14 protein-coding genes are annotated in these 21,192 nt (G+C 65.8%); all 14 read right to left on the bottom strand.

Annotated elements, in window-relative coordinates; translation table 11 throughout:
- Nucleotides 1–315 precede the first annotated feature (315 nt).
- Nucleotides 316–4,485 carry a DUF4347 domain-containing protein gene (locus tag KW835_RS07215; protein ID WP_218381679.1) on the bottom strand — a complete coding sequence of 1,390 codons (4,170 nt, stop codon included), beginning with the start codon at nt 4,483–4,485 and terminating at the stop codon, nt 316–318.
- 351 nt (nt 4,486–4,836) lie between these two features.
- On the bottom strand, nt 4,837–5,985 hold the full coding sequence (gene dgoD, locus KW835_RS07210) for a galactonate dehydratase (protein WP_218381678.1): 1,149 nt from the start codon (nt 5,983–5,985) through the stop codon (nt 4,837–4,839).
- Between the two features lie 72 nt (nt 5,986–6,057).
- Nucleotides 6,058–6,744 (bottom strand): 2-dehydro-3-deoxy-6-phosphogalactonate aldolase, encoded by a 687-nt coding sequence (locus KW835_RS07205; RefSeq protein ID WP_218381677.1) that lies wholly within the window; start codon nt 6,742–6,744, stop codon nt 6,058–6,060.
- The gene (locus tag KW835_RS07200; protein WP_218381676.1) at nt 6,741–7,787 is read right to left on the bottom strand and encodes a 2-dehydro-3-deoxygalactonokinase; all 1,047 of its coding nucleotides are present in this window, start codon (nt 7,785–7,787) and stop codon (nt 6,741–6,743) included. The genes KW835_RS07205 and KW835_RS07200 overlap by 4 nt, the downstream gene beginning before the upstream one ends.
- A 7-nt stretch (nt 7,788–7,794) precedes the next feature.
- Entirely contained in the window at nt 7,795–8,733 is a 939-nt protein-coding gene (locus tag KW835_RS07195) for a dihydrodipicolinate synthase family protein (protein ID WP_218381675.1), read from the bottom strand.
- Nucleotides 8,734–8,841: 108 nt separating this feature from the next.
- A complete protein-coding gene (locus KW835_RS07190; protein ID WP_218381674.1) occupies nt 8,842–10,575 on the bottom strand; it encodes an IlvD/Edd family dehydratase in 1,734 nt (577 codons plus the stop codon).
- 34 nt (nt 10,576–10,609) lie between these two features.
- On the bottom strand, nt 10,610–11,650 hold the full coding sequence (yjfF, locus tag KW835_RS07185; protein ID WP_218381673.1) for a galactofuranose ABC transporter, permease protein YjfF: 1,041 nt from the start codon (nt 11,648–11,650) through the stop codon (nt 10,610–10,612).
- On the bottom strand, nt 11,647–12,699 hold the full coding sequence (locus KW835_RS07180; RefSeq protein WP_218381672.1) for an ABC transporter permease: 1,053 nt from the start codon (nt 12,697–12,699) through the stop codon (nt 11,647–11,649). The genes yjfF and KW835_RS07180 overlap by 4 nt, the downstream gene beginning before the upstream one ends.
- The gene (locus tag KW835_RS07175; protein ID WP_218381671.1) at nt 12,692–14,227 is read right to left on the bottom strand and encodes a sugar ABC transporter ATP-binding protein; all 1,536 of its coding nucleotides are present in this window, start codon (nt 14,225–14,227) and stop codon (nt 12,692–12,694) included. The genes KW835_RS07180 and KW835_RS07175 overlap by 8 nt, the downstream gene beginning before the upstream one ends.
- Before the next feature lie 4 nt (nt 14,228–14,231).
- A complete protein-coding gene (gene mmsB, locus KW835_RS07170; protein WP_255593355.1) occupies nt 14,232–15,461 on the bottom strand; it encodes a multiple monosaccharide ABC transporter permease in 1,230 nt (409 codons plus the stop codon).
- A gap of 5 nt (nt 15,462–15,466) precedes the next feature.
- Entirely contained in the window at nt 15,467–17,125 is a 1,659-nt protein-coding gene (mmsA, locus tag KW835_RS07165) for a multiple monosaccharide ABC transporter ATP-binding protein (RefSeq protein ID WP_218381670.1), read from the bottom strand.
- 200 nt (nt 17,126–17,325) lie between these two features.
- Nucleotides 17,326–18,396, bottom strand: a complete 1,071-nt coding sequence (chvE, locus tag KW835_RS07160; RefSeq protein ID WP_218381669.1) for a multiple monosaccharide ABC transporter substrate-binding protein — start codon at nt 18,394–18,396, stop codon at nt 17,326–17,328.
- A 187-nt stretch (nt 18,397–18,583) separates the two neighbouring features.
- A complete protein-coding gene (locus KW835_RS07155) occupies nt 18,584–19,558 on the bottom strand; it encodes an ABC transporter substrate-binding protein (protein WP_218381860.1) in 975 nt (324 codons plus the stop codon).
- A 147-nt stretch (nt 19,559–19,705) separates the two neighbouring features.
- On the bottom strand, nt 19,706–21,157 hold the full coding sequence (locus tag KW835_RS07150; protein WP_218381668.1) for an aldehyde dehydrogenase family protein: 1,452 nt from the start codon (nt 21,155–21,157) through the stop codon (nt 19,706–19,708).
- Nucleotides 21,158–21,192 lie beyond the last annotated feature (35 nt).

Here is a 21,192-nt window from a genome sequence, read left to right as displayed (position 1 = left end):
ATGGGTGGGCTGGCGTGGTACTGATTTTAATCACAGTGCCAGACGGGTGCCGATTCTGGACCGAATCAAGGGAAATGACGGCGATGCTCCGCTTGAATTCGCTCCTGGCGCTTCATGGATAAGCGTTATTTGCTATCAAAAGGAGAGTTTTGAAGTGTCTGGGCTCTCTCTGGATTTTCGTGGCAGCACGTGAACTCCCCAGGAATTCATGAGGGTGCGTGCTACCCGGTGCGGGACGAGCGGCCGGGCGCCGTAATGCAGGGCGGCTACCGGCCGTTCTTGTTTGTCGCTCAGTGCGCCCCGGCCGCGGGCCGGTCAGAACCAGAACCCATGGGGCAAGTCAGGCGCCTGCCCGGTAATCGACAGCGGCATGTGTCCCGGTGCTCCCGGGTCGGTGATGACCCCGTCCACCTTGCCGTCCGCGTCGAACTGCCCCCCGTCCTCGATGCGGAAGTCCAGCCGCAGACGCCCGCCCTCCATCACCGTTTTGCCTCCATATGGCTCGCTGGCGATGTTCACCCAGGTGCCGGTGTTGTCTTGCTTCCAGTAGCCGTTTGCGCCCAGCGCCGGGTCCACGTAGAGGCTGAAGTTCTCGCCCGTCTTGCCCGTTGCCAGCTCCACCGTGAAACTCACCAGTCCTATCGGCAACTGCAGCTCTCCGGGGAGGTCGTGTGGTGCGTCCAGTTGCTTGAGGCTGGTGATGCGGCTGTTGTCGTTGCCACTGACCACCTTGCCATTGAGGCTGCTGGCGACCAAGGTTGTGAAGGTGGGCTGCGCGCCGCCAGGGTTGCTTTCTCCCGTGGGGCTGAGCGCAAAGCCGATCGAGGCCACGCTCATTTGCTCGCTGTCCTTGATGCCGTCTCCGTTGCCATCACCTGGCAGGATGGCCCCGCCAGGGCCCGGAATGCCTGGCACCTGGTCTTCCACGATGGTCGGTATGCCGTCGCTGTCGGGCACTCCAGGCGTGGGCGGGGTCACCGGTGGGGTCACGGGTGGAGTGACGGGTGGTTCTGGGTCCTCCGGTACCGCACTGATGACCACATCGAAGCTATCGCTCACGCTGCCGCCATGACCGTCGTTGGCAGTGACTTCGATGCTCACGGTGCCGGTGCCGGTGGGGGTTCCGCTGAAAGTCCCTGTGGCGGGGGAGAAGCTCAGCCACGCGGGCAATGCCCCGCCTCCGGCGAGCTGGGCCGAGTAGCTCAGGGTGTCCCCCACATCCACGTCCGCAAACGTGTTGGCCGCCAGGGTGTAGTTGAAGGCAAAGCCTTGGGTGGCGCTGCGGTTGGGGATGGCATTGGCCACCGTGGGTGCATCGTTGGTGTTGCTGACTGTGATCTGGAAGGTGTCGGTCGCGGAGCCTCCGTTCCCATCGTTGACGGTCACCTCCATCGACAGCACGCCGACGTCTGCATTGACAGGGGTGCCGCTGAAGGTACGGGTGATGGGGTCGAAGCTCAGCCACGCAGGAAGAGCTCCACCACCTGACAGCTGAGCGCTATAGGTGAGGGTATCGCCGGTGTCCACATCCGCAAAGGCATTGGCCGGAATCTGAAAGTTGAGGGCGGAGTCCTCGGGAGCAATCTGGTCTGCGATGGGATTTGCAACGGTAGGATCGTCGTTGACTGCCGTCAAGGTGATCGTTCTGTTGCCGACGGCGCTGCTCTGGGTTCCGTCGCTCACGGCGAAGCCAATCGTGCGTGTTCCTGTATCAGGGCTTTCGGAGGTGTTGCTGTAGCTGACTGCGCGCAGGGCAGCTTGCCATTGAGCCACTGTGGCCACGGAACCAGCTGAGCTCAGCGTCAACTCGCCGGTGGCGGCGTTGTAGCTGCCCGAGATGTTGCCGTACATGGCGCTGCTGGTGTTCGCGAAGAGCAGCAGGTCTTCGCTGCTGCGCAAGTTGCCCGAGATCTGCACGGTGGCGGTGGCCAGCGTGCTGCTGTCCAGGTCACTGACGGATACGCCAGGATCGACCTGCACCGTGCCCTGGCCTTCGGTGAAGGCGCTGCTGCCCCCACTGGTGCTCAGAATCGGGGTTTGGTCCACCGGCGTGACAGTGACGCTCTTTGTCTGGGTTGTGCTGTCGTTCGAGCCGTCATTGACGGAGAAGCTGATGGTGCGGGTGGCACTGTTGGGTGTGACGGCCGTGTCGGTGTAGCTCACACTGCGCAGCGCCGCCTGCCACTGGCTGAGCGTGGCGCTGGCACCCGCCGAGCTCAGGCTCAACACACCGGTGCCTGCGTTGTAGCTGGCCGTAATGTTCCCGTAGAGCGAGCCGTTGTTGTTGGTGAAGATGAGCTGGTCTTCACCGCTCCGAAAGTTGCCAGTGATGGCTACGCTGGCGGACGCTGCCGTCGTGCTGTCGACATCGCTGAGCGTGAGCAGCGGGTCGATCACGACAGGTGTCGATGCAGTGTTGTCGCCGGCCGTGAACGCGGTGGAGCCGCCAGTGGTCGTCAGGATGGGCGCGTCGTACACCGAGACCACGGTGACGTTGGAAGCCACGGACAGCACGGCGGTATCCATGCCGCCGTTGGATGTGCCGCCGCTATCCCGCAGCGTGGTGAGCGTGACGCTGCGAACGCCGTCGGTCGGGTTGTCGCTGAGGTTGCGGTAGGCCAGACCGTTGACCAAGGTCTGTACGTTGGCGCCGGAGAGGCCGGCGGATGAGTTCAGCGTCACGGTGGCCACGCCGCCCGACACGCTGACCGTGGCGGACAAACCCCAGGCGGAGGTGCTGGTGCTGTTGACGATGGAGCCATTGAACAGCGCCACGCTGGTGCCGTCCACCGTCAGCACCTCGCTGGAGCCATCGGCCACATTGCTGATTGTCAGGCTGAGGCTCGATAGCGTCTGGCCGAACTCGACGGCGGACACCGAAGTGCCACTGAAAAGTTGCTGGGATGCGCCGTTCTCGGTGTAGATCGGGTTGGTGCCTGTGGCAGTCAACGTTGGCGCGTCGTTGACGGTCTGGACCGTGATGTTGACGCGCGACTCGGCGCTGTCCGTCAGGGTGTCGCCGTCATTGAGCGTGAAGGCCACTGTGCGCTGCAACGCCCCGGTGTCTGAGGAAATATTGGTGAATGCAATTCTGCCGATCAAGGCTTGTGTAGCAGCGGCCGTAGCATTTCCATTGAAGGTCACGACCAGCGGGTTGGTGCCTGTACCACCGGTGTATGAGCCGATGACCGTGCCGCCATACGTGACAGTGCTGCCAGAGACGCCGATCTCCCCCGCACCCGTTCCCTGATTCAGGATGAGCAGTTGGTCAAAGTTATCGTATCGGTTGGTGACGATGTTGACGGTGAGATTGCCACCGTTGAAGTCAGTGCTGTCGCTGTCGGTCACGGTGACGTTCAAGCCTGCATCCAGCAGGACCGGGCCGGACTTTTCCACATAGTTGACCGCGTCGCCGTTGAGATTGCCGATCACGGGGGGCGTGCTGGGGGCTATGGGGGCGGCGATCAACAGATCGTCCACAGACAGCGAGATATCGGTCTGTCCGCTGCCGCGCATGATGCGGATTTCATCCAGGTAATCCCACGAACTGCCGGACACGCTGACGATGGTGCCACCGCTCAGGTTCTGGCCTGCGGTGAAGGTCTGCCGGGCGCCTGAGACTTCCACGCCATTCAGATAGCCCACCAGCGCGTAGTTGTCACCGTTGCTCTGGAAGGACTCCACCGTGACGGACACGAAACGGAACTTGTCGGTGGTGGCCGACTTCAACGACGCGGCGGCTTCACCGGTCAAGCTATCGTAGACGCCCTGGAAGACAAGGGCCTTGTCGCTGGCGTTATTGGCCAACCCCGTGGTGCTCGCATCGTTGGTGTAGGCCATCTGGCCGGCCTGATCGATCGAGCCCGTGCGGTCCAGCACCGAGAAGGTCCAGCCTTCGAAGGTGCTCGACTGACCGGGAGGCACATAGGTGAACTGCCCATCGTTCAGGATGATGGTGTCGAATATCTGCGTGGTCGGACCGGCCAGCAGGCCGTTGTAACCATTGGAGGCCTGGCCGGACAGCACGGCCGTCTCGATCTGGCCCACGCTACGTTCCAGCACCCAGTTGCCTCCCAGCAAAGATGTCCCGGTGTTGTCTGAAGAGCCGGCTACGTCAGCACCCGTGATAGCCGCAATGGATTCAAGTAGCGCCTGGCCTTCCTCTCCATCTGCCACCTTGCACCCATAGAACATCAGGTCCCCATCCGCAGCAAGCGATTGGCCAATGCGCGTCAGATCGCTCTGATGGTCCTGCATGTTTTGCGCGGAAAGCCAGACGCTCCCTGCCTGCAGGGCGCCCGGGCTGCCGTGGGAAATGAGCGCGATCGAGTCAATGCCGTGTCGCCCAGCGAGGTACTCAGCCATCTGAGCAATGCCGTTCTTGCTCCCATCCAGCACGATCACTTCAAGATCCGCGGGCAGGTTTTGAATGAGCCCATCGATGCCCTCCAATTGGCCGTCGATGAATACCAGGTCGGTTCGCAAACCCTGCGCCAGGGTATCTATTGGTGGCTGAGAAGACTCGGTGTGTGGCGTGAAACGCTGGAGGGGCTCAGGGTTGGGGAGCGTAGGCAAGTTCTTGGGCATCGGCTAACTCTTTGAAGCGCTGCAGGCCGCACGGGCCATGGGCAAATTGAATCAAAGCGCAGCATTTTGTCGAATGGGGTGTCTAACGACAAGACTTAGTTTGTATTTGAGCCAGGACCGTGAGTTCTCGTGTTCCGGTATGCCGGTTGCAAACACAGCGTGGAAGTGGGGAAGGGCCTTGCGATTCCGTGGTCGTGCCGACGTTGGTCGTCACGGTTCATGTCTCGCGCGACGCTCCCATCACCTGTCTCACCACTCCGCAAAACTCCCATCCTTGTGCCTCCACACCGGATTCCTCCACCGGTGCCCCTGCTGTGCGCGCTCCCTCACGTACTCTTCATTCACTTCGACCCCCAGCCCCGGCCCGTTCGGTATCGCCACCATCCCGTCCTCGTACGCAAACACTTCCGGGTTGGACACGTAGTCCATCAGGTCGTTGTCCTGGTTGTAGTGGATGCCCAGGCTTTGCTCCTGGATGAAGGCGTTGTAGCAGACCGCGTCCAGCTGCAGGTTGGCGGCCAGCGCGATGGGGCCCAGGGGGCAGTGCAGGGCCAGGGCCACGTCGTAGGCCTCGGCCATGGTGGCGATCTTGCGGGTTTCGGTGATGCCGCCGGAATGGGAAGGGTCGGGCTGGATGATGTCGGCATACCCCCCCTGCAGCACGCGCTTGAAGTCCCAGCGGGAGTACAGGCGCTCGCCCAGCGCGATGGGGGTGGATGAGATGCGGGCGATCTCCTTCAGCGCCTCTTCGTGCTCGCTGAGCACGGGCTCTTCGATGAACATCAGGCGGTAGGGCTCCAGCTCCTTGATCAGCACCTTGGCCATGGGGCGGTGCACGCGGCCATGAAAGTCCACGCCGATGCCCACGTTGGGGCCCACGGCATCGCGCACGGCGGCCACGTTCTGCAGGCAGCGCTCTACCTTGTCGAAGGTGTCCACGTACTGCACCTCTTCGGTGCCGTTCATCTTCACGGCGGTGAAGCCCCGGGCCACGGCGTCACGGGCCTGCTGGGCGGTCTCGCTGGGGCGGTCGCCGCCGATCCAGCTGTACACGCGGATACGGTCGCGCACGTTGCCGCCCAGCAGCTCTGACACGGGCACGCCCAGGGCCTTGCCCTTGATGTCCCACAGCGCCTGGTCGATGCCGGCCAGGGCGCTCATGTGCACGCCGCCGCCCCGGTAGAAACCGCCGCGGTACAGCACCGTCCAGTGGTCTTCGATATGGCGCGGGTCCTTGCCGATGAGGTAGTCGCCCAGCTCCTCGACGGCGGCGGCCACGGTCTGCGCGCGGCCTTCCAGGATGGGCTCGCCCCAGCCGACGATGCCTTCGTCGGTTTCGATTTTCAGAAAGCACCAGCGCGGGGGCACCAGGAACGTGGTCAGTCGGGTGATCTTCATGGGAGGGCGTATGGAAAGGAAGCAGTGGGTATGCAGAGGCGGGTGATGAGCGGCAACGCAGCGATAGGACGTCTAGGCAGCCGGGCCCGTGGCGGCATTTGGGTGCGCACCGTGTGCCGGGCTGTAGGAGTCATGCCACGCGGTGACGAACGCAACGGCCTTGGCGGCCACGTCGCCTGCGCTGTCGCCCGGGCGGTACAGGGCCGAGCCCAGGCCGAATCCGCTGGCCCCGGCCGCTGCGTAGGTGGCGATGCTCTCGGGCACGATGCCGCCCACCGGCACCAGCGCCATGGGCGGGGTGATGACCGCGCGCCAGGCTTTGAGCACATGCGGCGGCAAGGCCTCGGCCGGAAAGAGCTTGAGCATGTTGGCACCCGCCGCCAGAGCGGCATAGGCCTCGGTCAGCGTGGCCACGCCGGGTGCGCAGGCCATGCCGGCCGCGCGGGCGGTGCGTATCACTGCGGGGTCGCTGTGGGGCATGACGATGATCTGCCCGCCCGCGGCGGCCACTTCGGCGCAGGCCTCGGGCGTGAGCACCGTGCCGGCGCCCACCAGGCAGTCGGCGGGCAGCGCATCGCGCAGCGCGCGGATGCTGGCCAGGGGCTGGGGAGAGTTCAGCGGCACCTCGATGATGCGAAACCCCGCGTCGTACAGCACGTGGCCGATGGCCACCACCTCGTGCGGCTGCACGCCGCGCAGGATCGCGATCAGGCCGCAGGCCTGCATGGTGCTGAACAGGTTCTTGTCGATGGGGTTCATGCGGGTTGGCTCCTGGGGAATGGGGTGGACTCTGCGCCCGGTGCTGCCAGCCCGGCAGCGATGGCGATCTGCCACAGGCCCATGACGGTGGCCTGCGCAGCGATGGTGGGCGGCGCAAACCCGCAGGCCTGCAGGGCGATGGCGTAGCGGCGGCACAGGTCGGCCTCGCCGCACAGCACCAGCGGGATGGGGGCGGCGCCGGTGGGCGGGTGCAGGCGCGCCAGGCTGGCGATCTCGTGCCCGATGAGGATGCCCGACAGGTAGTCCGCCTGCGCAGCGGCGGGCAACGCGCCCGTCAGGCCCAGCGTGCGGGTGCTGAAGATGTGCGACAGCAGGCCCAGCGCCGCATCGCTGCCGCGCGCCACCTGCAGGCCCTGCGCAAATGCGGCGTCGTCAGGCGCGGCCGGTGCCTGCATCGTCTTGCCCAGGATGGTGTGCCCGCGCAATGCGGCAAACACTTCGCCCGTCATGAAGGTGTGAAACCGCTCGATGCCGCGCCGGGTGCCGTCCTTGTGCGCCACCACCCACTTGCTGTGCGTGCCCGGCAGGCCGACCAGCAAGGGGCCCTGGCTGGCGACGGATGTGTCGGCCAGTACGCCCAGCACCTGCGTCTCTTCGCCGCGCATCACGTTGGGCAGGCCCGCGCGCTGCAGCAGCCCGGGCACGATGTGCAGGGGGGTGCCGCTGCCACGCTGCACCACGGTCAGCCCGCGCGCCAGGTCGTCCAGCGAGGTGGGGGTATCGAGGTACCCGGCTTCGCGCCAGCCCTGCGCACTGCCCACCATGCCGCAGGCCAGCACAGGCACCGAGGGCAGGGCGGCCAGCCAGTCGCCGCAGGCGTCCTGCAAGGCACGCTCGAAGGCCGCGCCGGGCTCGGCATCGGCCTGGCCCGTGGGGGCCGGGGGCAGGTTCATGATGCCCCAGGGGCGGCTGCGCTGATCCAGCACCTGCCCCTGGGCGCCTAGGCGAAAAGCGCGCAGCGAGCTGGTGCCCCAGTCCAGGGCCACCAAGCGGGTGTCAGAGAGGTTGGCGGTGTCTGCCATGGCGTGTTCAACGGCTCCAGCGCAGCACCAGCGGGTCCAGCCGGCGTGCGATGTCGATCAGGCCCCGGCGCACCTCAGGGTGCATGGCCGGATAGGGGTGGCGGCCCGCCTCGCAGGCGATCACGCCGCCTTCCTTCATCAGCGCCTTGGCGGTCAGGATGCCGCCCTGGCGGTTTTCGTGGTTGATGAGAGGCAGCCAGCGCTGGTACAGCGAAAAGGCCTGGTCGGCATCGCCCTGGCGGTGGGCCTCGATGATGGGGCGAATGCCGTCAGGAAAGGCGCCGCCCGTCATCGCGCCGGTGGCACCAGCATCCAGGTCGGCCAGCAGGGTGATGGCCTCTTCGCCGTCCCAGGGGCCTTCGATGGCCGCGCCGCCCAGGCGGATCAGCTCGCGCAGCTTGCTCGCAGCGCCGGGCACCTCAATCTTGAAATAGGCCAGGTTCTCGATCTCCTGCGCCATGCGCGCGAGGAACGGGGCCGACAGTACCGTGCCGCTGGCGGGTGCGTCCTGCACCATGATGGGGATGCCGATCGCATCGGACACACGGGCGTAGAACTCGTAAATCTGCGCTTCGGGCACGCGGAAGGTGGCGCCGTGGTAAGGCGGCATGACCATCACCATGGCAGCACCCATGTCCTGCGCGGCGCGGCTGCGCTCGGCGCACACGCGGGTGCCGTAGTGGGTGGTGGTGACGATGACCGGCACGCGGCCGGCCACATGCTCCAGCGAGAGGCGGGTCAGAGTCTCGCGCTCGGCGTCGGACAGCGAGAACTGCTCGGAGAAGTTGGCCAGGATGCAGACACCGTCCACGCCGGCGTCGATCATGAAGTCGAGGCAGCGCTTCTGGCTCTCGATGTCCAGGGTGCCGTCTTCATGGAACGTGGTGGGAACCACGGGGAAGATGCCGCGGTAGCGTGGGTTCTGGAGGGAAGGCTTGGCTGACATGGCAAAGAATAAGTGAGAATTTGATTGAAATTCGGCTCTATAGCTTATCTGGCAAGCGTTGTAAGCTATGAAATGTGTAGCGTTCCTGTGGCTGAGAGCCCGCCGTCGTCAATGAGAGTGGCGAGGAACGGCGGCGCCACGGCAGCCGACCAGGAAGTCGAAGTCGCAGCCGTCGTCCGCCTGCAGTACGTGGTCCACATACAGCCGCTGGTAGCCGCCGCGTCCGCCGTTGTCCGTGCCAGCCAATGCGGCCAGGCGTGCGGCCAGTTCCTCGTCGCTGATGTCCAGGTGCAGGCGGCCGTTCTCGCAGTCCAACTCAATGAAGTCGCCATCGCGCACAGCAGCCAGCGGGCCACCGGCTGCGGCCTCGGGCGCCACATGCAGCACCACGGTGCCGTAGGCGGTGCCGCTCATGCGGGCGTCGGAGATGCGCACCATGTCCTTCACGCCCTGGCGCAGCAGCTTCGGGGGCAGGCCCATGTTGCCCACCTCGGCCATGCCGGGGTAGCCCTTGGGGCCGCAGTTCTTGAGCACCATCACGCAGCTCGCGTCGATGTCCAGGTTTTCATCGACGATGCGCTCCTTGTAGTGCTCCAGGTTCTCGAACACCACGGCGCGGCCCCGGTGCTTGAGCAGTTCGGGCGAGGCGGCGGAGGGCTTGAGCACCGCGCCACGCGGCGACAGGTTGCCGCGCAGGATGCAGATGCCGCCGTCGGCGATCAGCGGGTTGTCGATGGTGCGGATGACTTCGTCGTTGTACTGCGGCGCCTCGCGCACGTTGTCCCACAGCGTCTTGCCGTTGACGGTCAGCGCATCGGGGTGGGGCAGCAGGTTGTTTTCGCCCAGGCGGCGCAGCACCGCCGGCAGGCCCCCGGCGTAGTAGAACTCTTCCATCAGGAAGCGGCCCGAGGGCTGCAGGTCCACCAGCGTGGGCGTGCCGCGGCCGATGCGCGTCCAGTCCTCCAGGTCCAGCTGCACGCCGATGCGGCCTGCGATGGCCTTTAGGTGGATGACCGCGTTGGTCGAGCCACCGATGGCCGCGTTGGTGCGGATGGCGTTCTCGAACGCTTCGCGGGTCAGGATCTTGGAGAGCGTGAGCCCTTCGTGCGCCATCTCCACGATGCGGCGGCCCGACATGTGGGCCAGCACGTAGCGGCGCGAGTCCACCGCGGGTATGGCCGCGTTGTGCGGCAGCGATGTGCCCAGCGATTCGGCCATGCAGGCCATGGTGCTGGCCGTGCCCATGGTGTTGCAGGTGCCGGCCGAGCGGGACATGCCGGCCTCGGCCGCGAAGAACTGGTGCTCGTTGATCTCGCCGGCCTTCAGCGATTCGTGCAGGCGCCACACGGCCGTGCCCGAGCCGATGTCCTTGCCGTCGAGCTTGCCGTTGAGCATGGGCCCGCCCGTGACCACGATGGCCGGCACGTCGCAGCTGGCCGCGCCCATCAGCAGCGCGGGCGTGGTCTTGTCGCAGCCCACCAGCAGCACCACTGCGTCGATGGGGTTGCCGCGAATGGCTTCTTCCACGTCCATGCTGGCCAGGTTGCGCGTGAGCATGGCCGTGGGGCGCAGGTTGGATTCGCCGTTGGAGAACACCGGAAACTCGACCGGAAAGCCGCCCGCCTCGTAGATGCCGCGCTTGACGTGCTCGGCGATCTTGCGAAAGTGCGCGTTGCACGGTGTCAGCTCGGACCAGGTGTTGCAGATGCCGATGATGGGGCGGCCGTCGAACTCATGGTCCGGAATCCCCTGGTTCTTCATCCAGCTGCGGTACATGAAGCCGTTCTTGTCGGCGGTGCCGAACCATTCGGCGGAGCGGAGTTTGCGCGGGGTTTTGGTCATTGTGGATGCGGATCAGGGAGAAGATGGGTAAAGGTCAGGACCGCTTGCCGGAGCGGCGCGTGAGCAGGCGCTGCAGCAGGCAGAAGACGAACAGCAGCACGCCGACGACGATGCGGGTCCACCACGAGCTGAGCGTGCCGTCGAACGAGATCAGGGTCTGGATGATTCCGAGCATCAGCACGCCGAACAGCGTGCCCACCACGTAGCCGACGCCACCGGTGAGCAGCGTGCCGCCAATGACCACGGCGGCGATGGCGTCGAGCTCCATGCCGACGGCATGCAGGCCGTAGCCCGAGAGCATGTAGAACGTGAACACCACGCCCGCCAGCGCCGAGCAAAAGCCCGAGAGCGTGTACACCCCGATCAGCGTGGCGCGCACGGGCAGGCCCATCAGCACGGCGGAGTTCTCGCTGCCGCCCACGGCATACACCGCGCGGCCGAACGGCGTGCAGTGCGCGACGAACAGCGCCGCCAGCAGCACCGCGATGGCGATCAGCGCACCCAGCGACAGCGAGGCACCCTCCCACAGCGGCAGGCGCCACTGCGAGATCTCGGAATACGCCTCGTGCGTGATGCTGATCGAGTCGATGCTGATGAGGTAGCACAGCCCGCGCGCCAGGAACATGCCCGCCAGCGTCACGATGAAGGGCTGCAACCGAAACCGCTCGATGAGAAAGCCCATGAAAGCGCCGAACAGCGTGCCCATCAGCAGCACCACCGGCACGGCCACCAGCGGGCTCCAGCCCTTGTGCTCCACCAGCGCGGCCAGCACCATGGTGGTGAGCGCCACCACCGAGCCCACCGACAGGTCGATGCCGCCCGACAGGATCACGAACGTCATGCCCACCGCCACGATGATGAGAAAAGCGTTGTCGATCAGCAGGTTGAGGAACACCTGGGCCGAGAAGAACCCGGTGTACATCACCGAGCCCAGCGTGGCCATGGCCACGAAGAGCGAGATGGTGGCGGCCAGCGGCAGGTACTTGGGGTTGAGCCGCGAGCGTGTGCCGGCGGCCTGGGGGGCGGATGAGGAGGCCACGGTGCTCAAGCCTGCGGTCTTCGGAACGGCGCTCATGACAGGGCCCCTGCGCCGGGACGGCGCGCGATGGCGCCGACCTGCGCGCGAAACTCGGGCGACTGCAGCAGCATCACAATGAACACCACCACGGCCTTCACCACCAGGTTGATCTCGGGCGGAACGCCCAGCGAATAGATGGCGTAGGTCAGCGTCTGGATGATGAGCGCGCCGATCACGCTGCCCACCAGGCTGAAGCGCCCGCCGGTCAGGGCGGTGCCGCCCAGCGTCACGGCCAGGATGGCATCGAGCTCCAGCAGCTGGCCGGCGTTGTTGCCGTCCGCGCTCTTCACGTTGGAGCTGATCAGCAGGCCCGCGATGCCCGCGCACACGCCGCAAAAGACATACGCCGCAATCGTCAGCCGCCCCGCCTGCACGCCTGCCACCCGCGCCGCCGTGGGGTTGATGCCCACCGCCTGCACGAACAGGCCCAGCGCCGTCCGCGTGACGGCCAGGTACAGCACCGCGAACACGGCCGCCACGACGAACAGCGAGAACGGCAGCCCCGCCAGGTAGCCGCCGCCCATGAAGAAGTAGGGCGTGTAGTAGATGGTGATGATCTGCCCGTCGGTGATCAGCTGGGCGATGCCGCGGCCCGCCACCATGAGGATCAGCGTGGCGATGATGGGCTGCATGCCCACGCGGGCCACCAGCACGCCGTTCCACAGCCCGCACAGCAGGGCCACGCCAATGGCGCCCAGGATGGCCACGGGCAGCGGAAACCGGCTTTCGGTGCCCGACACCGAACCGCCGATCATCCAGGCCGCCACGGCGGCGGCGATGGCCACCACCGCGCCCACCGAGATGTCGATGCCGCGCGTGGCGATGACCATCGTCATGCCCAGCGACACCAGCACCAGCGGCGCCGCGCGGTTGAGGATGTCGATCAGGCTGCCGTACAGGTGCCCGTCGCGCCATTCGATGCGCAGGAAGCTGGCGTTGAAGGCCGTGTTGACGGCCAGCAACAGCAACAGCGTGATGATGGGCCAGGCCAGGCGGTGGCGCATCAGCCTGCTGACGAGAGAGGGGGTGTTGCGTTCTTCAAGCATGTTCGGCAGCAATGAGTTCGTAGACGGCGTCTTCGGTGCTGCCGGCGGGCAGCTCGCCGACCTTGCGGCGGTCGCGCAGCACCACGATGCGGTGCGCCACGCGCACCACTTCGCTCATCTCGGACGAGATGAACAGCACGGCCATGCCGGCCTGCGCAAGGCGCAGGATCTGGTCCATGATTTCCTGCTTGGCCGCCACGTCGATGCCGCGTGTGGGCTCGTCCAGGATCAACAGGCGCGGCTCGATGGCCATCCAGCGCGCTAGGATGGCCTTTTGCTGGTTGCCGCCCGACAGCAGGCCGATGGGGGTGTCCACGCTGGCGGTCTTGATGCCCAGCAAATGCACGTAGCGGTCGGCAATGGCCGTCTGCTCGGCGCGCGAGAGGAATTTGCCCACGCCCATGCGCGCCTGCAGTGCCAGGGCGATGTTCTCGCGCACCGACAGCTCGGCCACGATGCCGTCGGTCTTGCGCTCTTCGGGGCACAGCGCCAGGCCCTGGCGGATGGCGTCCATGGGGTTGGAAAAGCTCACCGCTTTGCCGTCGATGCGCAGCATGCCGCGGTCGGGCTGCTCCAGCCCGAACAGCAGGCGCGCCAGCTCGGTGCGGCCCGCGCCCAGCAGGCCCGCCAAGCCCACCACTTCGCCCGCGCGGATCTGCAGGTCCAACGGCTGCAGCTGGCCGGTCTGCCCCAGGCCTTCGGTCTGCAGCAGTGCGGTGTCCGATGCGTTCGCCACGGGGGGCGGCGATGTCTGCGCGGCCTGCGCAGCCAGGTCGCGGCCCAGCATGGCGGCGATCAGGGCCTGGGGCCCCAGGTCGTTGACGGCCCATTCACCCACCCAGGTGCCGTTGCGCAGCACGGTGATACGGTCCGACACGGCATACACCTGGTTCAGGAAGTGCGTCACGAACACGATCGACAGGCCCTCGCCACGCAGCCGGCGCAGCACCTCGAAGAGCTTTTGCACCTCGTCGTCGTCCAGGCTGGAGGTGGGCTCGTCCAGGATGAGCACGCGCGCTTCGATGCTCAGCGCGCGGGCAATGGCCACCAGCTGCTGCACGGCCACGGGGTAGTCCGACAGCAGGCGCGTCACGTCGATGTTCAGCCCGATGCGCGCCACCAGCTCGCGTGAGCGCTGGTGCATCTGCGCCCAGTCGATGCGAAAGCCCTGCGCGATGCCGCAGCGCGGGTAGCGGCCCGCAAAGATGTTCTCGGCCACCGAGAGGTTGGGGCAGAGGTTGACCTCCTGGTACACGGTGCTGATGCCCAGGCGCTGCGCGGCCAGCGGCGAGTCGGGCCACACCGCATCATCCCCCAGCCGCATCTGCCCGCCGCTGGGCTTGATCACGCCCGTCAGCACCTTGATCAGCGTGGACTTGCCCGCACCGTTCTGCCCCATCAGCGCATGGATCTCGCCGGGGTACAGGTGGAGCTGCACATCGCGCAGCACGGGGATGCCCGCGAATTGCTTGTGGATGCCCGTGAGTTCGAGCACGGGGGCAGGGGTGTGAGCGGTGGCCGCGTCCATGGGATCAGGCTTTGTTCTTGTTGTAGACGTCAACCAGCACGGCAGCCAAAAGCACCACGCCCTTAATGACCTGCTGGTAGTCGATGCCGATGCCCAGGATGGACATGCCGTTGTTCATCACGCCCATCACGAAAGCGCCGATCACCGCACCCATCACCTTGCCCACACCGCCCGAGGCCGAGGCACCGCCGATGAAGCACGCCGCGATCACATCGAGCTCGAAGCCCAGGCCCGCCTTGGGCGTGGCGGTGTTCAGACGCGCGGCGAACACCAGGCCCGCCAGCGCCGCCAGCACGCCCATGTTGACGAAGGCGTAGAACGACAGCCGTTCGGTCTTGATGCCCGAGAGCTTGGCCGCCTTTTCGTTGCCGCCCATGGCGTAGATGCGCCGGCCGATGGTGGTGCGGCTGGTGATGAAGTCGAACAGCACGATCAGCAGCGCCATCACGATGAGCACATTGGGCAGGCCCTTGTACGAGGCCAGCAGGTAGCTGAAGTAGATGAGCAGTGCGGCAAACACCGCGGTGCGTGCCAGGAAGAACGCGGTGGGTTCCACATGCACGCCGTGGCGCAGCCGGTTGGCCCGGGCGCGCAGGCCGGCCACCACCAGCGCGGCCGCCACGGCCACGCCCAGCAACAGGGACGTGAGCTTGAGGCCCTCCACGCTGAACAGGTCGGGCATGAAGCCCGAGCTCAGCATCTGGAACGCTTCAGGAAACGGCCCCACCGACTGCCCTGCCAGCAGCGCCAGCGCCAGGCCCTTGAACACCAGCATGCCGGCCAGCGTGACGATGAACGACGGGATCCGCGAGAACGCGACGAACCAGCCCTGCACAGCGCCAATGAGACCGCCGCAGGCCAGGCAGGCCAGCGTGGCGGGCACGAAGTGCCACTGGTACTGCACCATCAGCACGGCAGCCAGCGCCCCGATGAAGCCGCACACCGACCCCACCGACAAATCGATGTGCCCCGACACGATCACCAGCAGCATGCCCAGCGCCATGATGACGATGTAGCTGTTTTGCAGCACCAGGTTGGTGAGGTTCAGCGGCTGCATCAGCGTGCCGTCCGTCATGTACTGGAAGAAGCCCATGATGGCGACCAGCGTGATGAGCATGCCGTACTCGCGCAGGTTGTGCTTGGCGTGGTCCAGCAGCGAACGGGTGGGGCGCGCGGGCGCGCCCGGTGCAGGCGCGGCCGAGGCCGTGGGGGAGGGATTGGTCATCTGGCTCATGGTTGTTATGCGTTGCGCTGCGGGTGGCTGTCTGATGCGGAGGTACTGGCGCTGGCATTGGCGCGGTCCAGGCCAGGGCCGCCGTGCAAGGGCCGCCCCGCCGCACGGGCGGCGTCCCCCTCGGGGGGGATGGCGCGAAGCGACTCAGGGGGGGCAGCCACTATCACGCGCATGATCTTTTCCTGCGATGCCTCGGCGGTCGGCATCTCGGCCACGAAGCGCCCCTCGTTCATCACGTACAGGCGGTCGGTGATGCCCAGCAGCTCGGGCATCTCCGACGAGATCACGATCACGCACTTGCCCTCGGCCGCCAGCTGGGCGATGAGGGTATAGATCTCGTACTTGGCGCCCACGTCGATGCCGCGTGTGGGCTCGTCGAGGATGAGCACTTCGGGGTTGGTGAAGAGCCACTTGCTCAGCACCACCTTCTGCTGGTTGCCGCCCGAGAGATTCAGCGTCTTCTGGTCCACGCCCGAGCAGCGGATGCGCAGCTTCTCGCGGTAGTTCTGCGCCACGCGGTGCTCCTGCCCGCCGTCGATCACGGTGGCGGTGGACACGCCGCCCAGGTTGGCCAGCGACACGTTGAACTGGATGTCCTCGCTGAGCACCAGGCCGTTGCCTTTGCGGTCTTCGGTCACGTAGGCCAGGCCATGGGCCACGGCCTTTTCCACGGTGCTCACATCGATGGGGCGGCCGTGGAGCAGCACCTGGCCGCTGATGCGCTCACCCCACGAGCGGCCGAAGATGCTCATGGCCAGCTCGGTGCGGCCCGCGCCCATCAGGCCCGCAATGCCCACGATCTCGCCCTTGCGCACCTGCAGGTTGATGCCCTTGATGAAGGCGCGGTCCGGGCGCTGGGGGTGCCAGGCATGCCAGTCGCGCACCTCGAAAACGGTCTCGCCGATGCGGGGCTCGCGCGGCGGGTAGCGGTCGGCCATCTCGCGGCCGACCATGGCCTTGATCACCCGGTCTTCGCTGACCGGGGCGGCGCCGCAGTCCATGGTCTCGACGGTGCTGCCGTCGCGCAGCACGGTGATGGAGTCGGCCACGCGCGAGATTTCATTGAGCTTGTGCGAGATGAGGATGCAGGTGATGCCCTGGGCCTTGAGCTCCAGCAGCAGGTCCAGCAGCGCCTGACTGTCGTTCTCGTTCAGGCTGGCGGTGGGCTCGTCCAGGATCAACAGGCGCACCTGGCGCGAGAGCGCCTTGGCAATTTCCACCAGCTGCTGCTTGCCCACGCCCAGGTGGGTGACCAGCGTCTCGGGGGGTTCGCGCAGGCCCACCTTGTGCAGCAGCGCCTGCGTCTTGCTGTGCGCGGCCATCCAGTCGATGACGCCGTAGCGCGCGGTCTCGTTGCCCAGGAAGATGTTTTCGGCGATGGAGAGCAAAGGCACCAGCGCCAGCTCCTGGTGGATGATGATCACGCCCAGGTGTTCGCTGTCGCGGATGCCGCCGAACTGGCGTTCCTCGCCGTCGTAGACGATCTCGCCGCTGTAGCTGCCGTGCGGGTACACGCCGGAGAGCACCTTCATCAGCGTGGACTTGCCCGCGCCGTTCTCGCCGACGATGGCATGGATCTCACCGGCCTTCACCCGCAGGTTCACCTGGTTCAGGGCCACCACACCGGGGAAGGTTTTGCGGATGTTCCGCATTTCAAGAAGCATGGACTGACTAGGCTCGTACAGGGGGCCGTCTGGGGCCCTGAAAGTCTTGCTGCCGGGTGGTGTCCCGGCAGCGAGGCATGGCGTGGAGCGTTTCACAAAACTCAGCGCAGCGTTTCTGGCTAGGCGCTGGGTCGCAGGCAGTACGCCAGTACGACAAGACCCGGCAACGACGCCAGAAGAGTTTTTTGAGACGCTCTGCACTACTTGATCTGCGATTCCTTGTAGTAGCCGCTACCCACCAGGATGGCGTTCCAGTTGGATGCATCGACCGACACGGGCTTGAGCAGGTACGAGGGCACTACCTTCACGCCGTTGTTGTAGGTCTTGGTGTCGTTGATCTCGGGCTGCTTGCCCGACAGCGTGGCGTCCACCATGTTGGCCGCCACCTTGGCCAGCTCGCGCGTGTCCTTGAAGACGGTGGAGTACTGCTCGCCCTTCAGGATGGACTTGACCGAGGGCACCTCGGCGTCCTGGCCGCTGACCACGGGGCAGGGCTGCTGCGCGGTGCAGTAGCCCACGCCCTTCAAGGACGACAGGATGCCAATGGACAGGCCGTCGTACGGCGACAGCACGGCATGCACCTTGTCCTTGCCGTAGTAGGCCGACAGCAGGTTGTCCATGCGCGCCTGGGCGACCGAGCCGTCCCAGCGCAGCGTGCCCACCTTGTTCATGCCCGTCTGTTTGCTGCGCACCACCAGCTTGCCGCTGTCGATGTACGGCTGCAGTACGCTCATCGCACCGTCGTAGAAGAAGAAAGCGTTGTTGTCGTCGGGCGAGCCGCCGAAGAGTTCGATGTTGAACGGCCCCTTGCCCTGCTTCAGGCCCAGCTTGTCCACGATGGACGTGGCCTGCAGCACGCCGACCTGGAAGTTGTCGAACGTGGCGTAGTAGTCCACGTTCTTCGAGCCCTTGATCAGGCGGTCGTAGGCGATGACCTTCACGCCCTTGTCGGCCGCGTTCTGCAGCACGCGCGAGAGCGTGGTTCCGTCGATGGAGGCGATCACCAGCACCTTGGCACCCTTGGTGATCATGTTCTCGATCTGGGCCAGCTGGTTGGGGATGTCGTCGTCGGCGTACTGCAGGTCGGTCTTGTAGCCGCGCTCCTTGAGCACCTTGACCATGTTGTCGCCGTCGGCGATCCAGCGCGACGAGGACTTGGTGGGCATCGAGATGCCGATGCTTCCCTTGTCCTGGGCCGATGCCAGCGACGTGGCGCCGATGGCAGCAAGCGCCACGGTGGCCAGCGCGGCCTTGAAAATTGCACGCTTCATTTGTTTCCGTCTCCTGTTGTGAATCTTTTGCGTCAAGGGATGCCAGTGGCGGCATGGCCGTCGCAGTTGGCGCGGCCCAACGCCAGTGCCACCGCGCAAGGCCGCCCCGCCGCGCTGGTGGCGTCCCCCTTCACGCATCGCGCAGCGATGCGAGAGAAAGGGGGAAGGCGCGCAGCGCCTCAGGGGGTCAATACTTCCTGTTGGGGAATTCCTTGGCCGCCACTTCCATCGGGAAGATGCCTTCCTCGGTCACGATGCGCTTTTGCACCGCCTTGCCCGCCTTGATGTCTTTCACGGCGCTCATCAGCTGCGGGCCCAGCAGGGGGCTGCACTCCACGCTCACGTTGAGCTTGCCGGCGATCATGGCTTCGAACGCGCCCTTGACCGCGTCGATGGAGATGATGGTGATGTCCTTGGCGGGCTTCATGCCGGCCTCTTCGATGGCCTGGATCGCACCGATGGCCATGTCGTCGTTGTGCGCATACAGCACATTGATCTTCTTGCCCTCGGCCTTGAGGAAGGCTTCCATCACTTCCTTGCCCTTGGCGCGGGTGAAGTCGCCGGTCTGCGAGCGCAGGATCTTGAACTTGGGGTCCGCCTTGATGACTTCCTCGAAGCCCTTCTTGCGGTCGATGGCAGGAGCCGAGCCCACGGTGCCCTGCAACTCCACGATGTTCACGTCGCCCTTCTGGTCTTTCATCTTGTCGACGAGCCAGCGGCCTGCCTTGCGGCCTTCTTCCACGAAGTCAGAGCCCATGAAAGTCACGTACAGCGAGGTGTCCTTCACGTTGACCGAGCGGTCGGTCAGCACCACGGGGATCTTTGCGGCCTTGGCTTCGCGCAGAACGGGCTCCCAGCCGGACTCGACCACGGGCGAGAACGCGATCACATCCACCTTTTGCGCAATGAAGGAGCGGATGGCCTTGATCTGGTTTTCCTGCTTTTGCTGTGCGTCCGAGAACTTGAGCTCGATGCCGGCTTCCTTGGCCGCCGACTTGATCGACTCGGTGTTGGCGGTGCGCCATTCGCTTTCGGCACCGACCTGGCTGAAGCCCAGGACGATGGGTTTCTGGGCCCAGGCGGCCGATGGCAGCAGCGCGGCCATGGGGGTGGCTGCAAGGGCCATGGCCACGGTGCGGCGGCTCAGTTTCTTGTCGTTCATCATCATCTTCTTGTCTCCTGCTTTCTTGAATTAATGAATGGTTGGTTGATGACTGCGTTGCGGGATCGGTTGGTTTCTGTCGTCGTGCCTTCTCTTCTCTTCTCTTCTCTTCTCTTCTCTTCTCTCTTCTTTTATTTTCTTGACCGTTCAGGCCAGCATGTAGCCTGTCTTGACGGTGGTGTAGAACTCGGCGGCGTAGCGGCCCTGTTCGCGCGCGCCGTAGCTCGATTCCTTGCGCCCGCCGAAGGGCACGTGAAAATCCACGCCCGCCGTGGGCAGGTTGACCATGGTCATGCCCGCTGCGGCGTGGCGCTTGAAGTGCATGGCGTGTTTGAGCGATGTGGTGCAGATGCCCGCGCACAGGCCGAAGGGGGTGTCGTTGGCCAGTGCCAGCGCATGGTCGTAGTCGTCGGCGCGCAGCACGCAGGCCACGGGGCCGAAGATTTCTTCGCGGGCGATGCGGTGCTCGGGCCGCGCCAGGAAGAGGGCGGGGCTCATGTAGTGGCCAGGCGTGGCGCGTTCCACGCGCTCGCCGCCCCACACATGCTCGGCGCCTTCGGTGCGGGCCATCTCCACATAGCCGAGGTTCTGATCGAGCTGACTGCCGTCCACCACGGGGCCCATTTCAATGCCGCGCTCCAGCGCGTTGCCCACCTTGAGCGCGGCCAGCCGCTCGCGCAGCCGTGCCACGAAGGCGTCGTGCACGCGGGCCTCCACGATCAGGCGGCTCGATGCCGTGCAGCGCTGGCCGGTCGAGAAGTACGAGCCCTGCAGCGCACAGTCAACCGCTTGTTCCATGTCGGCATCGGCCAGCACGACGAGCGGATTCTTGCCGCCCATCTCCAGCTGCACCTTGGCGCGCCGGGCCGAGGCCGCGCGCAGGATGCTGTCGCCGGTGGAGACCGAGCCGGTGAAGCTCAGTGCGTTGACCATCGGGTGGTCCACCATCGTCTGGCCCACCTCGCGGCCGCTGCCCATCACGAGGTTGAAGGCGCCTGCAGGCAGCCCGCTGCGGCTGATGATCTCTGCCAGCGCCCAGCCGCAGGCCGGTACCAGCTCGGCGGGCTTGAAGACCACCGTGTTGCCGTAGGCCAGGGCCGGGGCGATCTTCCAGGCCGGAATCGCGAACGGGAAGTTCCAGGGCGCGATGACGCCCACCACGCCCACGGGCTCACGGGTGATGTCCACCTGCACGCCCTGGCGCACCGACGCCATCAGCTCGCCAGGGATGCGCAGCGCCTCGCCAGCGAAGAACTTGAAGATCTGCCCGCTGCGCGCGACCTCGGCGATGGCCTCGGGCAGCGTCTTGCCTTCCTCGCGGGCCAGCAGCGTGCCCAGCGCGTCCTTGCGGGCCAGCAGCTCGGAGCCGATCATGTCCAGGACATCGGCACGGCGCTGCGGGTTGCTCTGGCTCCAGGTGCGCAGGGCATCGGCGGCGGCCCGCACAGCCAGTTCGGTCTGGTTGCGGTCGGCGCGGGCGTATTCGGCCACCACTTCGCGGGTGTCCGACGGGTTGGTGCTGACGCCGGTGGTGGTGCCGATTTCCCAGCGGCCATTGATCAGGTGCCGAGGGTTTTGCTGCATGTCGCCGAACTTCATGGGGGCCTTTGTGAGCCTTTGTGATGGGTGCGGCG

The sequence above is a fragment of the Acidovorax sp. sic0104 genome (assembly GCF_019219095.1).
In the GTDB taxonomy this organism is placed as follows: domain Bacteria; phylum Pseudomonadota; class Gammaproteobacteria; order Burkholderiales; family Burkholderiaceae_C; genus Acidovorax.
The sequence above is the reverse complement of the archived record's forward strand: the minus strand, read 5'-3'. Positions and strand labels throughout refer to the sequence as shown.

What these genes read in the sequence shown, in the direction of transcription:
- dgoD (WP_218381678.1), bottom strand. Translation starts at nt 5,985, where the DNA reads ATGAAGATCACCCGACTGACCACGTTCCTGGTGCCCCCGCGCTGGTGC.
- KW835_RS07205 (WP_218381677.1), bottom strand. Translation starts at nt 6,744, where the DNA reads ATGAACCCCATCGACAAGAACCTGTTCAGCACCATGCAGGCCTGCGGC.
- KW835_RS07200 (WP_218381676.1), bottom strand. Translation starts at nt 7,787, where the DNA reads ATGGCAGACACCGCCAACCTCTCTGACACCCGCTTGGTGGCCCTGGAC.
- KW835_RS07195 (WP_218381675.1), bottom strand. Translation starts at nt 8,733, where the DNA reads ATGTCAGCCAAGCCTTCCCTCCAGAACCCACGCTACCGCGGCATCTTC.
- KW835_RS07190 (WP_218381674.1), bottom strand. Translation starts at nt 10,575, where the DNA reads ATGACCAAAACCCCGCGCAAACTCCGCTCCGCCGAATGGTTCGGCACC.
- yjfF (WP_218381673.1), bottom strand. Translation starts at nt 11,650, where the DNA reads ATGAGCGCCGTTCCGAAGACCGCAGGCTTGAGCACCGTGGCCTCCTCA.
- KW835_RS07180 (WP_218381672.1), bottom strand. Translation starts at nt 12,699, where the DNA reads ATGCTTGAAGAACGCAACACCCCCTCTCTCGTCAGCAGGCTGATGCGC.
- KW835_RS07175 (WP_218381671.1), bottom strand. Translation starts at nt 14,227, where the DNA reads ATGGACGCGGCCACCGCTCACACCCCTGCCCCCGTGCTCGAACTCACG.
- mmsB (WP_255593355.1), bottom strand. Translation starts at nt 15,461, where the DNA reads ATGAGCCAGATGACCAATCCCTCCCCCACGGCCTCGGCCGCGCCTGCA.
- mmsA (WP_218381670.1), bottom strand. Translation starts at nt 17,125, where the DNA reads ATGCTTCTTGAAATGCGGAACATCCGCAAAACCTTCCCCGGTGTGGTG.
- chvE (WP_218381669.1), bottom strand. Translation starts at nt 18,396, where the DNA reads ATGAAGCGTGCAATTTTCAAGGCCGCGCTGGCCACCGTGGCGCTTGCT.
- KW835_RS07155 (WP_218381860.1), bottom strand. Translation starts at nt 19,558, where the DNA reads ATGAACGACAAGAAACTGAGCCGCCGCACCGTGGCCATGGCCCTTGCA.
- KW835_RS07150 (WP_218381668.1), bottom strand. Translation starts at nt 21,157, where the DNA reads ATGAAGTTCGGCGACATGCAGCAAAACCCTCGGCACCTGATCAATGGC.